This is a genomic window from Burkholderia sp. MSHR3999, from assembly GCF_000833595.1.
GTDB lineage: Bacteria > Pseudomonadota > Gammaproteobacteria > Burkholderiales > Burkholderiaceae > Burkholderia > Burkholderia ubonensis.
This window is the reverse complement of sequence record NZ_JRFO01000006.1, coordinates 933460-949699: the sequence shown is the minus strand read 5'-3', so window position 1 is coordinate 949699 and position 16240 is coordinate 933460. Positions and strand designations below refer to the sequence as shown.

At 70.3% G+C, this 16240-nt stretch carries 16 protein-coding genes and 1 pseudogene; 6 read left to right on the top strand and 11 right to left on the bottom strand.

Annotation, left to right across the window (positions count from 1 at the left end; genetic code table 11):
• Positions 1-5 precede the first annotated feature (5 nt).
• The 5 genes and pseudogenes from fliJ to fliF all read right to left on the bottom strand — a co-directional run bounded on the left by fliJ (position 6) and on the right by fliF (position 5420).
• The gene (fliJ, locus tag KY49_RS21655; protein ID WP_010093724.1) at positions 6-464 is read right to left on the bottom strand and encodes a flagellar export protein FliJ; all 459 of its coding nucleotides are present in this window, start codon (positions 462-464) and stop codon (positions 6-8) included.
• A gap of 6 nt (positions 465-470) precedes the next feature.
• Positions 471-1993, bottom strand: a pseudogene (gene fliI / locus KY49_RS21650) (flagellar protein export ATPase FliI).
• On the bottom strand, positions 1987-2670 hold the full coding sequence (gene fliH, locus KY49_RS21645) for a flagellar assembly protein FliH (RefSeq protein ID WP_042586544.1): 684 nt from the start codon (positions 2668-2670) through the stop codon (positions 1987-1989). Before fliH ends, fliI begins: the two are co-directional and overlap by 7 nt.
• Positions 2663-3658, bottom strand: coding sequence for a flagellar motor switch protein FliG (fliG, locus tag KY49_RS21640; protein WP_042586543.1), 996 nt, complete (start codon positions 3656-3658; stop codon positions 2663-2665). Before fliG ends, fliH begins: the two co-directional genes overlap by 8 nt.
• A complete protein-coding gene (gene fliF / locus KY49_RS21635) occupies positions 3648-5420 on the bottom strand; it encodes a flagellar basal-body MS-ring/collar protein FliF (protein WP_042586542.1) in 1773 nt (590 codons plus the stop codon). The genes fliG and fliF overlap by 11 nt, the downstream gene beginning before the upstream one ends.
• Before the next feature lie 254 nt (positions 5421-5674).
• On the opposite strand from fliF, the gene fliE reads away from it, so the two are divergent.
• The 6 genes from fliE (at position 5675) to KY49_RS21605 (ending at position 9526) form a co-directional block, all read left to right on the top strand.
• A complete protein-coding gene (gene fliE, locus KY49_RS21630) occupies positions 5675-6019 on the top strand; it encodes a flagellar hook-basal body complex protein FliE (protein ID WP_042586541.1) in 345 nt (114 codons plus the stop codon).
• Positions 6020-6131: 112 nt separating this feature from the next.
• Positions 6132-6578 (top strand): flagellar export chaperone FliS, encoded by a 447-nt coding sequence (fliS, locus tag KY49_RS21625; RefSeq protein ID WP_029226789.1) that lies wholly within the window; start codon positions 6132-6134, stop codon positions 6576-6578.
• The gene (locus tag KY49_RS21620; protein WP_042586540.1) at positions 6575-6913 is read left to right on the top strand and encodes a flagellar protein FliT; all 339 of its coding nucleotides are present in this window, start codon (positions 6575-6577) and stop codon (positions 6911-6913) included. Before fliS ends, KY49_RS21620 begins: the two co-directional genes overlap by 4 nt.
• 78 nt (positions 6914-6991) lie before the next feature.
• Positions 6992-8332 carry a flagellar hook-length control protein FliK gene (gene fliK / locus KY49_RS21615; RefSeq protein WP_042586539.1) on the top strand — a complete coding sequence of 447 codons (1341 nt, stop codon included), beginning with the start codon at positions 6992-6994 and terminating at the stop codon, positions 8330-8332.
• Positions 8329-8646: an EscU/YscU/HrcU family type III secretion system export apparatus switch protein gene (locus tag KY49_RS21610; RefSeq protein ID WP_010090390.1), complete on the top strand. Its 318-nt coding sequence runs from the start codon at positions 8329-8331 to the stop codon at positions 8644-8646. The genes fliK and KY49_RS21610 overlap by 4 nt, the downstream gene beginning before the upstream one ends.
• A 139-nt stretch (positions 8647-8785) precedes the next feature.
• A complete protein-coding gene (locus KY49_RS21605; RefSeq protein ID WP_042586538.1) occupies positions 8786-9526 on the top strand; it encodes a PepSY-associated TM helix domain-containing protein in 741 nt (246 codons plus the stop codon).
• A gap of 30 nt (positions 9527-9556) precedes the next feature.
• On the opposite strand, the gene KY49_RS21600 is transcribed toward KY49_RS21605, so the two are convergent.
• The 6 genes from KY49_RS21600 to KY49_RS21575 form a co-directional block, all read right to left on the bottom strand.
• On the bottom strand, positions 9557-10582 hold the full coding sequence (locus KY49_RS21600; RefSeq protein ID WP_010090392.1) for an XdhC family protein: 1026 nt from the start codon (positions 10580-10582) through the stop codon (positions 9557-9559).
• A 314-nt stretch (positions 10583-10896) separates the two neighbouring features.
• On the bottom strand, positions 10897-12300 hold the full coding sequence (locus KY49_RS21595; protein ID WP_042586537.1) for an amino acid permease: 1404 nt from the start codon (positions 12298-12300) through the stop codon (positions 10897-10899).
• A gap of 166 nt (positions 12301-12466) precedes the next feature.
• On the bottom strand, positions 12467-13123 hold the full coding sequence (rqpR, locus tag KY49_RS21590) for a response regulator transcription factor RqpR (RefSeq protein ID WP_042586536.1): 657 nt from the start codon (positions 13121-13123) through the stop codon (positions 12467-12469).
• Positions 13124-13130: 7 nt separating this feature from the next.
• Entirely contained in the window at positions 13131-13949 is an 819-nt protein-coding gene (gene rqpS / locus KY49_RS21585) for a quorum system sensor histidine kinase RqpS (RefSeq protein WP_042586535.1), read from the bottom strand.
• Between the two features lie 416 nt (positions 13950-14365).
• Positions 14366-15136: a ferredoxin--NADP reductase gene (locus KY49_RS21580; protein WP_010090397.1), complete on the bottom strand. Its 771-nt coding sequence runs from the start codon at positions 15134-15136 to the stop codon at positions 14366-14368.
• A gap of 273 nt (positions 15137-15409) precedes the next feature.
• Positions 15410-16234, bottom strand: coding sequence for an endonuclease/exonuclease/phosphatase family protein (locus KY49_RS21575; RefSeq protein ID WP_010090398.1), 825 nt, complete (start codon positions 16232-16234; stop codon positions 15410-15412).
• Between the last annotated feature and the right edge of the window lie 6 nt (positions 16235-16240).

The following is a 16240-nucleotide window of genomic DNA, read 5'->3' as shown; positions in this document are numbered from 1 at the left end:
GACGGTTACGTCGACTTTGCCGCGTCGGCCCGCATCCGCAGGATCTTCGCGGCATGCTCGTCGGCCTCGCGCTGTTCGCGCTTCGCGGTGCGGACCGCTTCCTGCGCGACGCCGCGCGCCTGCAGGATTTCATACGAGCCGACGGTGCGTTTCTTCAGCTGCCAGTGGGGGCGGGCTTCGTCGATGCGCGCGTCGGCGGCGGCCAGCACGTTGCGCTGCTGGGCGATCGCTGCGTCGAGCGTGTCGAGGAAGGCCTGGAAATTCCGCCAGTTGCCGGCGGGCATCCCGTGCTGCGCGGATTGCGCGAAGCGCGCGTGATATTCGTCGCGGTAGCGCAGCAGCGAGTCGAGCTGGTTGGCCGCGTCGGTGCGCTCGCGCTGCGCGACGCCGAGCTGCCGGGTCGCCGAGTCGAGATCCTCGTTGGCGCGGTCGAGCAGGATCTGCAGGGGAAAGCCTTGTGCCATTTAGCGTCAGCCTCCGTGGGTGAACAGCGCATCGAGGCCGGCCAGGCTCGCGTCGTACGGCGCGCATTCGCGAAAGCCCTGCTGCAGGAACGCTTCGATGTGCGGGTAAAGCGCGATCGCGCGGTCGAGCTGCGCGTCGCGGCCGGGCGCATACGCGCCCACCGCGATCAGGTCGCGGTTGCGCTGGTAGCGCGACAGCATCTGCTTGAACTGGCGGACGTGGTCGAGGTGCGTGTCGTCGATCAGCGCGGTCATCGCGCGGCTGATCGACGCCTCGATGTCGATCGCCGGATAGTGGCCGGCTTCGGCGAGCGCACGCGACAGCACGATGTGGCCGTCGAGGATCGCGCGCGCCGAATCGGCGATCGGGTCCTGCTGGTCGTCGCCTTCCGTCAGCACCGTGTAGAACGCGGTGATCGAGCCGCCGCCTTCCGGCCCGTTGCCGGTGCGCTCGACGAGCGCGGGCAGCTTCGCGAACACCGACGGCGGATAGCCCTTGGTCGCGGGCGGCTCGCCGATCGCGAGCGCGATCTCGCGCTGCGCCATCGCGTAGCGGGTCAGCGAATCCATCAGCAGCAGCACGTGCTTGCCCTGGTCGCGGAACCATTCGGCGAGCGCCGTCGCGTACGCGGCGCCCTGCATCCGCAGCAGCGGCGACACGTCGGCGGGCGCCGCGACCACGACCGAGCGCGCGAGGCCGTCCTCGCCGAGGATCTGCTCGATGAATTCCTTCACTTCGCGGCCCCGTTCTCCGATCAGGCCGATCACGATCACCTCGGCGCTCGTGTAGCGCGCCATCGTGCCGAGCAGCACCGACTTGCCGACGCCGGAGCCCGCGAACAGGCCCATCCGCTGGCCGCGCCCGACGGTGAGCAGCGCGTTGATCGCGCGCACGCCGACGTCGAGCACATGGTGGATCGGCTCGCGATCGAGCGGGTTGATCGACGCCGCGGAGAGCGGCGCGTCGACCTTCGACGTGAGCGGGCCGAGATTGTCGAGCGGGCGGCCCGATGCGTCGACGACGCGCCCGAGCATGTCCCAGCCGACCGGCAGGCGCTTGGCGCCCGCGAGCGGATCGGCGACCGGCGCGCGTTCGAGCGGCCACACGCGCGCGCCGGGCAGCACGCCCGCGACGTCGGTGGTCGGCATCAGGAACAGGCGCTCGCCGGCGAAGCCGACGACTTCCGCCTCCGCCACCGGCAGCGTGCTGCCGGGCGGCAATTCGATCGTGCATTCGGCGCCGACCGACAGGCGCAGCCCGATCGCCTCGAGCACGAGGCCCGCCGCGCGGGTGAGGCGGCCGCACGGGCGCAGCGGCAGCGCGCGGCGGCTGCGCGCCGCGAGGCCGTTCAGGTGCGTGCGCCAGTGCGCGAGGTGCGGGTTGTGCGGCGCGCGCGGCGCGGCGTCGGCGGCCGCGGGGCCGGCGCGGGCTCGTGCGGGGCGTCCGGGCCGAACGACGCGAGCGCGAGTTCGCGCTCGAGCGGCGTCATGCCGTCATGCACGAACGATTCGGGCGTGGGCGTCACCATGCGCTCACCTTGCCGATCGCGGCGGCGACGCGCTGCCAGCGGGTCGGCAGCGTCGCGTCGACTTCGCCCGTCGCGGCGTGCGCGCGGCAGCCGCCGCGCTCGATCGTCGCATCGGTGCGCACGCTCCAGCCGAGCGCGTCGAGTTCTTCCTGCAGGTACGCCTCGACGACCGGCAGGTCGGCGGGATGCACCGTGAGGTGCGGCGCGCCCGACAGCGCCGGCTCGGCCGCGAGCACGTCGCGCACCGCGGCGACGAGGGCGGCCGGGTCATGCTTCACGTGCTGGCGCACGACCTGCTGCGCGATGTCGAGCGCGAGCTGCGCGACGTCGGCGGCGAGATCGTGCTCGGCGGCGGCGAGCGCCTCCCGGAACGACGCGGCGAGCGCCGCGAGCTGCGCGGCCTGCTCGCGCACCTCGGCCTGGCCGGCCTCGAAACCCTGCTGGCGGCCCTGCTCGTAGCCGGCCTGGTAGCCGAGCGCCTGGCCCTCGACGTGACCGGACGACAGGCCTTCCGCGTGCGCGGCGTCGCGCACGCGCTGCAATTCCTCGGCGAGCGCGGCCGCAGCCGCTGCCGCGGTGTCGGCCGGCGGCGGGGGAGGCGGCGGGTCGAACGACGCCATTTCCCACCGCTGGTAGGCGGTGAGGTTGCCCGCGCGGTCGCTCGCCGGATCAGACATACGCGTCTTCCGCCTTGCCGCCGAGCACGATCTGGCCGCCTTCGGCGAGGTTGCGCACGATCTGCAGGATGCGGCGCTGCTGCGTCTCGACTTCGGACACGCGCACCGGGCCGCGCGCGTCGAGATCCTCGGCAAGCAGTTCGGCCGCGCGCTGCGACATGTTCGCCAGGAACTTCTGGCGCAGCGCGGGCGGCGCGCCCTTCAGCGCGATGATCAGCGTTTCCGACTCGACTTCCTTCAGCACCAGCTGGATCGCGCGATCCTCGAGGTCGAGCAGGTTCTCGAACACGAACATCTGGTCGATGATCTTCTGCGCGAGGTCCGGATCGTACTGGCGGACGTTCTCGAGCACGCCTTCCTCGTGCACCGACGTCATGAAGTTCAGGATCTCGGCCGCGGTGCCGATGCCGCCCATCGGGCTGCGCTTCAGGTTGTCGCTGCCGGACAGGAGGCCCGACAGCACGTCGTCGAGCTCGCGCAGCGCGGCCGGCTGGATGCCGTCGAGCGTCGCGATCCGCAGCAGCACGTCGTTGCGCAGCCGCTCGGTGAAGCACGAAGCGATCTCGGACGCCTGGTCGCGGTCGAGATGCACGAGGATCGTCGCGATGATCTGCGGATGCTCGTTCTTGATCAGCTCGGCCACCGCGCTCGAATCCATCCACTTCAGGCCTTCGATGCCGCTCGTGTCGCTGCCTTGCAGGATGCGGTCGATCAGCACGCCGGCCTTGTCCTCGCCTAGCGCCTTGGTCAGCACCGAGCGGATGTAGTCGTTCGAATCGAGCGACAGCGCGGTGTGCTGCTCGGCTTCCTTCGCGAACTCGTTCAGCACGCGCTCGACCTCTTCGCGCGTGACGTTGCGCAGCGCGGCCATCGCGGCGCCGATCTTCTGCACCTCGCGCGGCGCGAGGAATTTGAATACCTGCGCGGCCTCTTCCTCGCCGATCGACATCAGCAGGAGCGCGCTCTTGGTCAAGCCTTCAGCGTTCATCGTTCACCCAGCTCTTCACGACGGTTGCGACGATCTTCGGGTCCTGGCGGGCGATCGTGCGTGCGTAGTCGAGGTTGCGCTCGTAGCGGTGCTTCTCGTTTTCGAAGCCGAGCAGCAGCGCGTCGGCGTCTTCGTTCGCGGCATCCTTCTCCGGCGCGGGCAGGCCGTCCAGCACGACCGCGTCTTCCGGCGCCGGCAGCGCGGGCGCGGCCGGCTCGGGCGGCGGGAACGCGCGGCGCATCGCCGGGCGCACCACCGCGAAATACAGCGCCGCCGCGACCGCCGCGATGCCGAGCCACTTCGCGGCTTCCTTCGCCATGTCGATGATGTCCGGCTGGCGGTACCACGGCAGGTTGGCGTACGGGTCGCCGGCGGCCGTGAACGTGCTGTTGACGACGTTCACCGAGTCGCCGCGCTTCGCGTCGTAGCCCATTGCGTCCTTCACGAGCTGCTCGACCTGCGCGAGCTTCGCGGGCGGCAGCGGCTGCATCGTCACGTGGCCCTTCGAATCGGCGACCGGCTGGTAGTTGACGACGACCGCGACCGACAGCCGCTTCACGCTGCCCATCGGCTGCTCGACGTGGCGGATCGTCTTGTCGAGCTCGTAGTTGGTCGTCGAGTCCTTGCGGTCGCTGACCGGCGTCGCCTGCGGCCCGTTCTGGCCGTTGCCCGCGACGATCGGCGCGGAGGCCGGCTGCGGCGGCGTGTTCGACAGCGCGCCCGGCACGCCCGACGCGCCGCCCTGGGCGAGCTCGGTCGCGGTGCTGGTCTGCTGGCTGCGGATCGCGGCCTGCTGCGGCGTGCCGTTCGGGCCGTAGCTTTCCGAGGTCTGCTCGAGCCGCGAGAAGTCGATGTCGGCGCTCACCTGCGAACGCGCGTTGCCGGTGCCGAAGATCGGCGCGAGGATCGCGTCGATGCGCTTCTGCGTGTTGCGCTCGACCTGCTGCACGTACTTGAGCTGGCTCGCGTCGAGGCCGGTCGCCGACGCCGGTTGCGTCAGCAGGTTGCCGTCCTGGTCGACGATCGTGACGTTCTTCGCGGGCATGTCGGGCACGCCGGACGACACCATCCGCGTGATCGCCAGCACCTGGCCCTCGTCGAGCACGCGGCCCGGGTAGAGATCGACGAATACCGACGCGCTCGGCGCTTCCCTGTCGCGCACGAACACCGACGGCTTCGGGATCGCGAGATGCACGCGCGCCGTTTTCACGGCGTTGATCGATTCGATCGTGCGCTGCAGCTCGCCTTCGAGCGCGCGCTGGTAGTTGATCTGCTCGGCGAACTGGCTGATGCCGAATTTCTGGTTGTCCATCAGCTCGAAGCCGACCGAGCCGCCCTTCGGCAGCCCGAGCGCCGCGAGCTTCAGGCGCGTTTCGTGGACCTGGTTCGCCGGCACGAGGATCGCGCCGCCGGCGTCGGCGAACTTGTAGGGAACGTTTGCCTGCTGGAGCGCGGCGATGATCGCACCGCCGTCGCGGTCCGACAGGTTGCTGTACAGCACGCGGTAGTCGGGCGCGCGGGTCCACAGCACGAGGGCGGCGATCACGGCGACCGCGAAGGCGGCGGCGATGATGAACGGCAGCTTCGGGTTGCCGCGCATCCGCGCGATGCCCGGAATCCGTTCAGCGAAGCCGCCGAGCCCGAAGTCCACGCCCGCGCCGCCGGCCCCCGGCAGCGCCGCGGCCGCGGCGGCGCCGGGCGCCGGGCTGGCGAGGCCAGTGCGGGCGTCGGGATTGATCAGCGAATTGGCCTGCGAATCCATGCGTCGAGGTTCTCCGGAGCGGGACGACTGAGCCGCTCGGGCGAGCGGGCGGACAATGACACGATGCGATTATCGTGACGCCGCCCCCGATCCGATCGCCCGAAAAGAGCCGGGTTTCCCCCGTACTTTCGCGGCTTTGCCGGACGGTGCGCTGCTATGCTTTTTCGCGATCCGGTATGGCGGGCGTGCGATACGCGCCGACGGCCCGCCCGGTCCGGCCCGAACGGGCCCTCTTTTCTGGATGGGGAAACAGCATGACGGCGAGCGTCGGCGGAATCGGTTCGGTATTGCAACAGATGCAGGCGATGGCGGCGCAGGCGGCAAGCGGCGCGGCCAGCCCGAGCGCGGCGGTCGCCGGTTCCGGCGCGGCGACGGCCGGCACCTTCGCGAGCGCGATGAAGGCGTCGCTCGACAAGATCAGCGGCGACCAGCAGCGCGCGCTCGGCGAGGCGCACGCGTTCGAGGTCGGCGCGCCGAACATCTCGCTGAACGACGTGATGGTCGACATGCAGAAGGCGAACATCGGCTTCCAGTTCGGGCTGCAGGTGCGCAACAAGCTCGTGACCGCGTACAACGAAGTCATGCAGATGCCGGTCTGACGGAGCCCTCGGTTTCGTCTAAAGCTTTTAACTTCATTTCCGATAACTCCGGGAGTCAGCCGCGTCGCGGGCGCAGGCTATCCAGATCCAACGCATCAACAAGGAGAAGCGCATGTTTTCCCCAGGACACGCTGGAGCCAATGCGTATGCGCGCGTCGGCGTCGAGACGGGGGTGATGGGCGCGTCCCCGCATCGCCTGATCGCGATGCTCTACCAGGGCGCGCGGCAGGCTGTCGCGCTCGCGCGCATGCATCTGCAGCAGGGCAACATCCCGGCGCGCGGCGAGGCGATCGGCAAGGCGATCAGCATCGTCGAGAGCGGCCTGCAGACGTCGCTGAACCGCGAGGCGGGCGGCGACATCGCGGCGCGCCTCGATGCGCTGTACAGCTACATCGGCAAGCGCCTGCTGCAGGCGAACGCGCAGAGCAGCGATGCGATGCTGGTCGAGGTCGACGGGCTGCTCGCGACGCTCGAGGAAGCGTGGACGGGCATCGGCCCGGAGGTTGCGCGGATGGCTGCCCAGCAGGCCGCCCAGCAGGCCGCGGACCAGCAAAGATGAACCGGAAGGAACAGTACTTCGCGCGCTACGAGGCGATCGCGGCCGTGTCCGGCCGGATGCTGCACGCCGCGCGCGGCGCCGACTGGAACGCGCTGTCGGGGCTGCAGGAGGAATACCTGCAGCTCGTCGACGGGCTGAAGGAGGCCGGGCAGGGCATCGCGCTCGACGAGGCCGAACTCGCCCACAAGCTCGACCTGATTCGCCGCATTCTGGCCGACGACGCCGCGATTCGCGATCTCGCGAGCCCGGAGATCGCGCGGCTGTCCGCGCTGTTCGAGACCCAGCGCTCGACCAAGGTGCTGACCGACCTTTACCAAGCGCGCGCGCGCGGCTGACGGCGCGGGTTGCGCCGCGCCCGGCGCCGCCGGTTTCCGAATTCGCATCGATGTTGCATAGGTGAGCAGGTTCCGATCATGACCGGTATCGACACCGTAGCCGCCGCGTTGCTGGCCAGCCGCCTCGACAGCCTGCTGACCGGCGTCGTGTCGCCCCCGTCCGGCGGCGGGGCGGCGGCGCAGGTCGGCGCGCAGGCCACCGGCGCCTCCGCGGCGCCGGCGCCGCCGGTGCCGCCTGCGGCGTCGATCCCGCAAGCGTCCGCGCAGACGGCGCTGTCCGACGTCGGGCTCGTGCTCGACGCGATCTCCCGTTTCGGCGGCGACGCGACGCCGGCGGTCGTCGGCCGCACGCCGCTGCTCGCCGATCCGACCGTGCTGCTGGCCGATCCGGCGGCGCAGGCGCCAGGCGGCGCGCGCGCGGCCGCGCCACCGGACGCGGCGCGCCAGGCGGCGCTCCCGTCCGGCCAGGCCGCATCGTCCGCGCAGGCGGTGCGCGATGCGTCGGCCGCGCCGCCGGTCGTGGCGCTGCGCGCCGCGCTCGCGCAGGCCGTGAGCGAAAGCGGCCTGTTCTACGAATCCCATCTCGCGCAATGGCTGGCCGGACAGCGGCCGCTCGCGGCGCTCGCACGCGAGCCGCAGGCGCGCCTGCTCGCGCCCGCCGACGCGCATCCGCCGGCGGCCGACAGCGTGCTCGACGACCTGCTCGACGCACGCTTGCCGCTGCCGTCGCCCGCGCCTCGCGCGGCGGCCCAGCAGACGCCGGGGCAGGGCGCGCCGGCCGGCGCGCCGCCGCGCCCGCCGGCGCACGACTTTCTCGGGCCCGACGCGGTGCAGGCGCGCGGCGCCGGCGCAGCCGACGCGCGCCCCGAAACCGCCGATTCCCGCTGGCCCCCCGCGCGCGCCGCGCTGGCCGACGCTGCGTCATCCGACGCGCAGGGCGCGGCGCCGGTGACCGTGCATCCGGCCGCCGTGCCGCTCGTGCGCCAGCAGCTCGACGTGCTCGCGACCGACCAGTTCCGCTGGATCGGCGAAGCGTGGCCGGGCGCGCGGCTCGACTGGACGATCGAGCCCGACGACTCGGGCGGGCACGCGGCGCGCGGCGACGACGCCGGCGACGGCATCGCGTGGCGCACGCGGCTCACGCTCACGCTGCCGTCGCTCGGCACGGTCGATGCGGAGCTGGTGCTGAACGGCGAGCAACTCGTCGCGCGGCTGCGCGCGAACGAGATCGGCGCCGGCCGGCTCGCACGGCACGAAGGCGCGCTGCGGCAGCGGCTGGAGGCGTCGGGGCTGCAGCTCGGCGGGCTGTCGATCCGCGCGGTCGACGGCGCGCCGGACGGCTTCGACGCGGTCGCCGCGAAGGCGGCCGCGGCTGCCTATGGGCGCGGCGGCGGCACCGACGACGGAGGCGCGCGATGAGCGGATCGTCCCGCAAGCGCGCGGCCGCGCTCGTCTACGACGCGAAGGGCGGCGACGCCGCGCCGCGCGTGATCGCGAAGGGCTATGGGGCGGTCGCCGAGATGATCGTCGCCCGCGCCCGCGACGCGGGGCTCTACGTGCACACCGCGCCGGAGATGGTGTCGCTGCTGATGCAGGTCGATCTCGACGATCGGATTCCGCCGCAGCTGTACCAGGCGGTCGCGGACCTGCTCGCGTGGCTCTACGCGCTCGAGCGCGCCGACGCAGGGGCGGGCGGCGCACCGCCTGACTTTCCGCTGCCGCCGCTGCGCTGACGCGGCCTGGCCTGCGCGGGCTCGCCGATTGAGCCCCGCCTCAATTTATGTAATGATATCCATTCTCATTTTCATGTCTCACGGGCGGCGCGCTTTACCGGCGCGCCGCCCGTCGTTTTGAACGAATGGAATTCCCTGCGTGAACGCGCCCGAAACGATCGATACGCACCAAGCGGGTACGCCCCGTGCCGGCGTCACCGTGCTGCCCCACCCGGCGGCGGCCCGCCGGCTGACCGGCGACGAGCTTGCCGCGCGCCGCCAGCGTTCGCGCCGCGCGACCTTCATCAAGTGGCTGCGCAAGGTGCACGGCTGGGTCGGCCTGTGGGGCGCGGTGCTGGGGCTGCTGTTCGGCGTGACGGGCATCGTGCTCAATCACCGCGCGCCGCCGCTCAAGATCCCGACCGGCGAGCCGCAGGTCGAGGAGATGCAGCTCGCGCTGCCGAACCCGGCGCCCGCGACGCCCGGCGCGATGACGAAGTGGCTGGCGCGCGAGCTGCGCTTCGACGGCCGCCCGGGCCGGGTGCGCAAGGACCCCGCGCAGCCCGTCGCATGGGGCGACCGGCGCGTGATGCAGCCCGAGCACTGGCAGTTTGGCCTGTTCGGGCCGCACCAGAACCTGCAGGCCGAATACTGGGTCGGCAACGGCTACGTATCGGTGAAGCGCACGGGCAACTCGTTCCTGACGACACTGAACAACCTGCATCGCGGCGTCGGGATGAACCTCGGCTGGGTGCTGCTGATGGACACGATCGCCGGCTCGCTGATCCTGCTGTCGCTGACGGGCGTGCTGCTGTGGACCGAGCTGAACAAGCGCCGCACGGTCGGCGTCGTGCTGGTGGCCGGCTCGGTCGCCGCAGCGCTCGTCGCGGGGCTCGTCTAGAGGCTCGTTCGGCGCCGCAGGGGCCGCGGCTCAGATGCCGCAGGCCTCGCCGCCGCGCGCCGCGATCTCGCGCGCGGCCTTCGCGCCTTCGACCTGCAGGATCGTCGGCAGCGATACGTGGTTCTTCGCGGCCGTGACCTCGGCGAGGATCGAGATCGCGATTTCCGGCGGCGTCCGGCTGCCGATGTAGATGCCGGCTGGCCCGTGCAGCCGCGCCAGTTCCGTGTCGCTCAAATCGAATTCGCGCAGCCGCTCGCGGCGCGCCGCGTTGTTGCGCCGCGAGCCGAGCGCGCCGACGTAGAACGCGGGCGTCTTCAGCGCTTCCATCAGCGCGAGATCGTCGAGCTTCGGATCGTGCGTGAGCGCGATCACCGCCGAGCGCGCGTCGAGCTTCATGTCGAGCACCGTGTCGTCGGGCATCGTGTGCACGACGCGCGTGCCCGGCACGTCCCAGGCGTCCGTGTATTCGTCGCGCGGATCGCACACCGTCACCTGGTAGTCGAGCCCGACCGCGATCTGGCACAGGTAGCGCGACAGCTGCCCCGCGCCGATCACGAGCATCCGGTAGCGCGGGCCGTGAATCGTCACGAGCCGTTCGCCGTCGAACGCGACGCCGTCGGTCGCCTGCGCGGGCGACAGCGACGCGCGGCCCGTCGCGAGCGTCATCGTGCGGGTGACGAGGCGGCCCGCCTCGACCTGCGCGCACAGCGCGGCGACGCCGCTGTCGCGCGTCAGCGGCTCCAGCACGAGCTGGATCGTGCCGCCGCACGGCAGCCCGAAGCGGTGCGCCTCCTCGGCCGTCACGCCGTACTTCACCGCTTCCGGCCGCGCGTCGGGCGCGATGCCGCTTGCATGCACGCGGGCGATCAGGTCGTCCTCGATGCAGCCGCCCGACACCGAGCCGACGACGAGCCCGTCGTCGCGCACCGCGAGCATCGCGCCTTCGGGGCGCGGCGACGAGCCCCACGTCTTCACGACCGTCACGAGCAGCACGCGGCGGCCTTCTTCGATCCAGCGCGCGCTGGTTTTCAGTACATCGAGATCGACGCTTTCCATCATCCGTTTCCCGTTGCTGGACGGTCCCGCCGGTGCGGGCCGCCGTTCGATGGCGGGATTATGAACCGCACGGCGTGCGCGTGCAGATGGCCACGCCGCTCGGCTGGGCGAATCTGGAGGAATGGGCAAGACATCGCGACGATCGGGCAGGAATCGATCGCGGGAACGGCGCGGCGGGGGATGTGCTGCGGGGGCGCATGCGCGCGGCAGCGGATGGCGGCGGGGAAGGGATGCGCCGCGCGCGGGGCCGGCATCCGGTCCCGCGGGGCGTTGCACCGCTGCGCGCGCAATGCCGGCGCGCGCAGCGGCGGCGCTCAGTGCGCGTCGTGACCGTGCGCGAGCTTCGAATGACGGCGCGAGTACACGAAGTAGATCGCGAGGCCGATCACGAGCCACACGCCGAACGCGGCCCACGTGACGGGCGCCAGGTTCAGCATCAGGAACAGGCACGACGCGACCGCGAGGATCGGCACGACCGGCACGCCGGGGCAGCGGAACGCGCGCGGCAGCTCCGGATGGGTGCGGCGCAGCACCAGCACCGCGATCGACACCATCGAGAACGCGGCGAGCGTGCCGATGTTGATCAGCTCGGCGAGCACGTTGAGCGGCACCAGCGCGGCGATCAGCCCGAAGAACAGGCCGACGAGCCAGGTCGTCAGGAACGGCGTCGCGAAGCGCGGATGCACGCGCGACAGCGCCGCCGGCAGCAGGCCGTCGCGCGACATCGCGAAGATGATGCGGGTCTGGCCGTAGCTCATCACGAGGATCACGGTCAGCATGCCGAGCACGGCGCCGAGGTCGATGAAGCCCGCGACCCATTTCTCGCCGGCGATCTGCAGCGCGTACGAGATCGGGTGCGAGATGCTCGCGTACTGCGCGGACGGGACGATGCCCGTCGCGACCGCCGCGACCGCGACGTACAGGCACGCGCAGACGGCGAGCGACGCGATGATGCCGATCGGCAGGTCGCGCTTCGGGTTCTTCACTTCCTCGGCCGCCGACGACACCGCGTCGAAGCCGATGAACGCGAAGAACATCACGGCCGCGGCGCCGAACACGCCGTTCCAGCCGTGCGGCATGAACGGCTGCCAGTTCGCCGGCGTCACGTGGAAGATGCCGACCGCGATCACGAGCAGCACCACCGACACCTTGATGAACACCATGACGTTGTTGATGCGGGTCGATTCGCGGATGCCGATCGACAGCAGCGTCGTGATCACGATCATCACGAGGAACGCCGGCAGGTTGAACCACGTGACGACGCCCGGCACCGCGCCGGGCGCGGCGGTGAGCACGGTCGGCAGCGTGAGGCCGAAGCCCTGCAGCAGCGACTGCAGGTAGCCGGACCAGCCGACCGACACGGCGGACGCGGCAAGCCCGTATTCGAGCATCAGGTCCCAGCCGATGATCCACGCGACGAGCTCGCCGAGCGTCGCATACGAATACGTGTAGATCGAGCCGGCGACCGGAATCGTCGATGCGAACTCGGCGTACGACAGCGCGGCGAGCCCGCACGCGATCGCGGCGATCACGAACGACAGCATCAGCGCGGGGCCGGCCTGCACGGCGCCGGTGCCGGTCAGCACGAAGATGCCGGTGCCGATGATCGCGCCGATGCCGAGGAAGGTGAGGTCGATCGCGCCGAGCGCTTTCTTGAGCCCGGCGGCGTGCGCGCCGGCGATCATGCGATCGACGTTTTTCTTGCGGAAGAGAGACATTGCGGATGGATCGCCGGCGCGCGCGGGCGCGTCGCGTCGACTGAGTGAAAAACCTAAAATTTTAACCGATCTGGCCGAGACGATTCGCCGCGGTGCAGCACCGGGCGGCGGGATCGTCAGGCAAAACAAGCGCCTGGGCACGCCGGCCGGCGTGCCGGCGCGCGTATCAGGCGCCGGATGCGGGCGCCATGTCGACGAGCTGGTTGCTCATCACGTAGAAGGTCAGTTCCGCGTTGTTCGACAGCCGCATCTTCTCGAGCAGCCGCGTGCGGTAGACGCTCACCGTCTTCACCGACAGCGACAGCGTGTGGGCGATGTCGGTGAGCCGCTTGCCGGACGCGAGCATGCACAGCGTCTGGTATTCGCGGTCCGACAGCTTCTCGTGCGGCAGCGGCTCGTTCTCGAACGACACGTATTCGGCGAGCGCCTCGGCCATCGCCGGGCTCACGTACTTGCGGCCCGCGGCGACCTGCTGGATCGCGGAGATCATCTGCGCGGCGTTGACCGTCTTCGACAGGTAGCCGGCCGCGCCGGCCTTCAGCGCGCGCACCGCGTACTGGTCCTCGCGATACATCGAGAACATCAGCACCGGCGTGCGCGGCAGCTTGCGCTTCAGGCGCTTGAGCACCTCGATGCCGTTCATGTCGGTCAGCGAGATGTCGAGCAGGATCACGTCGAATTCGCGCTTGTCGACGGCCGCCATCGCTTCGCCGCCGGTTTCCGCCTCGGTGACTTCGCGGGCCACGCCGCGGTCGATCAGCAGGTGCCGGATGCCTTGCCGGACGATCGCGTGGTCGTCGACGAGCAGGATGTTCAGACTCATGGCGCCCTCACGAAACCGGGAAGGCGCGGCGCGCCGTTGCCGGCGCCGCGAACAGCGCGTCCCACGCGAACCGCGCGGCGAGCCGGGCGCCGCGGCCGGCGGCCGGCGAGGCCAGTTCGAAGCCGCCGCCGAATGCCTCGCAGCGGGCGCGCATGCCGGCGAGGCCGTAGCCGTGGCGGTGAGCGCGCGCGAAACCGATTCCGTCGTCGGCAACGCTCAGCGACAGATGCGTGCCGTCCGCGTCGATCCGCACGTCGACCGACGTCGCGCGCGCATGCTTCGCGACGTTCGACAGCGCTTCCTGTGCGACGCGGAAGATCGCGAGCGCACCCGGGCCGGCGAGTTGCGGCAGGCGCGCGTCGGCGGCGCACACGAAGCTCGTGCGCAGGCCGGTGCGTTCCGCATGGCTGTCGATCCAGGCCGACAGCGCGCGCACGAGCCCGCCGTCGAGCGCCGGCGTGTCCTGCTCGGCGATCAGCCGGCGGTTCGCGTCCGTCGCGGCGTCGAGCGCGCGCTGCGCGAGATCGAGCGCGCGACGGCAGCCTTCGGGCGCGTCGGCGGGCAGCCAGGTGTCGATGTTCGCGAGCGCGAAGCGCGCGGCGGTGAGTTCGGCGCCGAGCCCGTCGTGCAGCTCGCCGGCCAGATGGCGGCGCGCCGCTTCGTCGGCGGCGAACAGTGCGGCGGACAGTTCGGTGATTCGCGCGGCGAGCGCATCGCGGCCGGCGGCGGTCGTGCAAGGCAACGGGGCGGGGGCGCAGGCCGGCGACGGCTGCTGCGACGGGAACGGGGCGTGGGCGCTCTCAGGCGCATTAAGCGACGTATCCATGACTCTCCCTGCTGTCAGAAAGCGATTCAGACACCGGTCGGCGGCGTGTGCCGGAAGCCGTCGAAAGTGCGGCTCCCTGACGGAATTTGTCACCTGTCAGAGTAACAAAAGTTACATCTTGTAACACATAGGTCCGACCCTTCAATGCGCATCCGAATTGCAACCGCGCGCCGCGCATAATATCTCAAAAATTCTTGAAAAGTCATGACAGGCGGGACATATAAGGGTTTTTGTGAACAATCCGAGCGAACCTGTTGTAGGAAAAACACTGACACACGAGCCGCCACTTGCGCCGTGTCCAAATGTAACTATTTGAGATTGATGGTCGTCGATTGTTACGAATTCGCCAAGCGCGGACGAAAAAAAACCGGAGCTTTCGCTCCGGTTCTTGATCGGGCTCAACTTTCGGGGGCAGATCAGTCCACGAACGCGCGCTCGATCACGTAGTGGCCCGGTGCGCTGTTCTTGCCTTCGACGAGGCCGGCCTGCTTCAGCAGGTCGGTCGTGTCCTTCAGCATCGCGGTGCTGCCGCACAGCATCACGCGGTCGTGTTCCGGCGAGAACGGCGGGACGTCGAGATCGGCGAACAGCTTGCCCGTCGAGATCAGGTCGGTGATCCGGCCTTCGTTCTCGAATTCCTCGCGGGTGACCGTCGGGTAGTAGACGAGCTTTTCCTTGATGATGTCGCCCAGGTACTCGTGGCCAGGCAGGTCGTGCTTGATGTAGTCCATGTACGCGAGCTCGCCCTTCAGGCGGCACGTGTGCGTCAGGATGACCTTGTCGAAGCGTTCGTAGATGTCCGGATCGCGGATGATCGACATGAACGGCGCGAGGCCCGTGCCGGTCGACAGCATCCACAGGGTCTTGCCGGGCAGCAGGTTGTCGGCGACGAGCGTGCCGGTCGGCTTCTTGCCGATCAGCACCGTGTCGCCCACCTTCAGGTGCTGCAGGCGCGACGTCAGCGGGCCGTTCTGGACCTTGATGCTGAAGAACTCGAGATGCTCCTCGTAGTTCGGGCTGACGATGCTGTAGGCGCGCGCGAGCGGCTTGCCGTCGACCTCGAGGCCGACCATCGTGAATTCGCCGTTGTTGAAGCGCAGGCTCGGCTCACGGGTGCAGGTGAAGCTGAAAAGCGTATCGGTCCAGTGGTGGACGGATTGGACGGTGGCGGTGTCGTATTTGCTCATGACTGTGAAAACGGACGCGCGTTGCAGACGCGTGCAATGGGCGAAAAACGAGGGCGTCGACCCGATCCGGGGATCGGCCGGCCGGCGCGCCGAACACGCGCCTTCTCGATGACAGACGTTTGAAGAACTGCTTATTTTACCTTGACTGCGCCAATCGCGCGCTTGCCCCCGGCACAGGCGCGGATTTGGCGCAACGTTGCCTTTCGATTCGCTTTCATCGGTCGGCGGCGAGCTTCGCGCCGAGGCCGACGAGCGCGGGCGCCGCCGCGCCGCTCAGGTTTGCGGCGGATCGAGGCGCAGGCGGGCGATGTACGGCAGGTGGTCGGACAGCCATGCGGTCTCGCCGGACGGCGCGTTCCATTCGAGCGGCGTCATCCCGCGCACGAACATCTTGTCGAGCGCGAGCGCCGGCGAAAACGCGGGGAACGTGCGTCCCGACTCGCCGAGCAGCGTCGCGACCTCGGTCAGGCCGATCTCGCCGAACAGCGGAATCGAATCGTTGCGCCAGTCGTTGAAGTCGCCGGCCAGCACGAGCGGGCCGTCCTTCGCGTGGCGCACGATCCAGTGCGCGATCCAGTGCATCTGGCGCAGCCGCGCGGCGCGCGTGAGCGCGAGATGCGCGCACAGCAGCGTGACGGGGCGCGCGCCGGCCAGCGTCGCGCGCGCGACCAGCAGGCCGCGCCGCTCGAAGCGGTGCGCGGAGATGTCCCAGCGCCCGCCGAGGTCGAGCGGATGCGGCGACAGGATCGCGTTGCCGTGCCGCCACGACGGCTTGAACACGTTTGGGCCAAGCGCGATCTGCCAGTCGAGCGCATGCGCGATTTCGGTGGCCTGGCAATGCCAGACGTCGTCGTACGCATCGTTCATCGGCGCGCCGAAGCCGGGCGCGAGCATGGGCCGCGGCAGCCGCCGCGCCATCGCCTCCTGCAGGAAATACACGTCGGCGTGCGTCGAGCGCATCCAGTCGCGCATCGCGTTCCACGCGGTGAAGCCGAGCGGCGTGCGGCCCTTGTGCAGGTTCCAGCTCACCGCGGTGAGTTCGTCGGGCGCGGCGTGCGGCTCGGCGAACGGGACGGACAGGGCATCGGGCGCTTGCATGTCGGC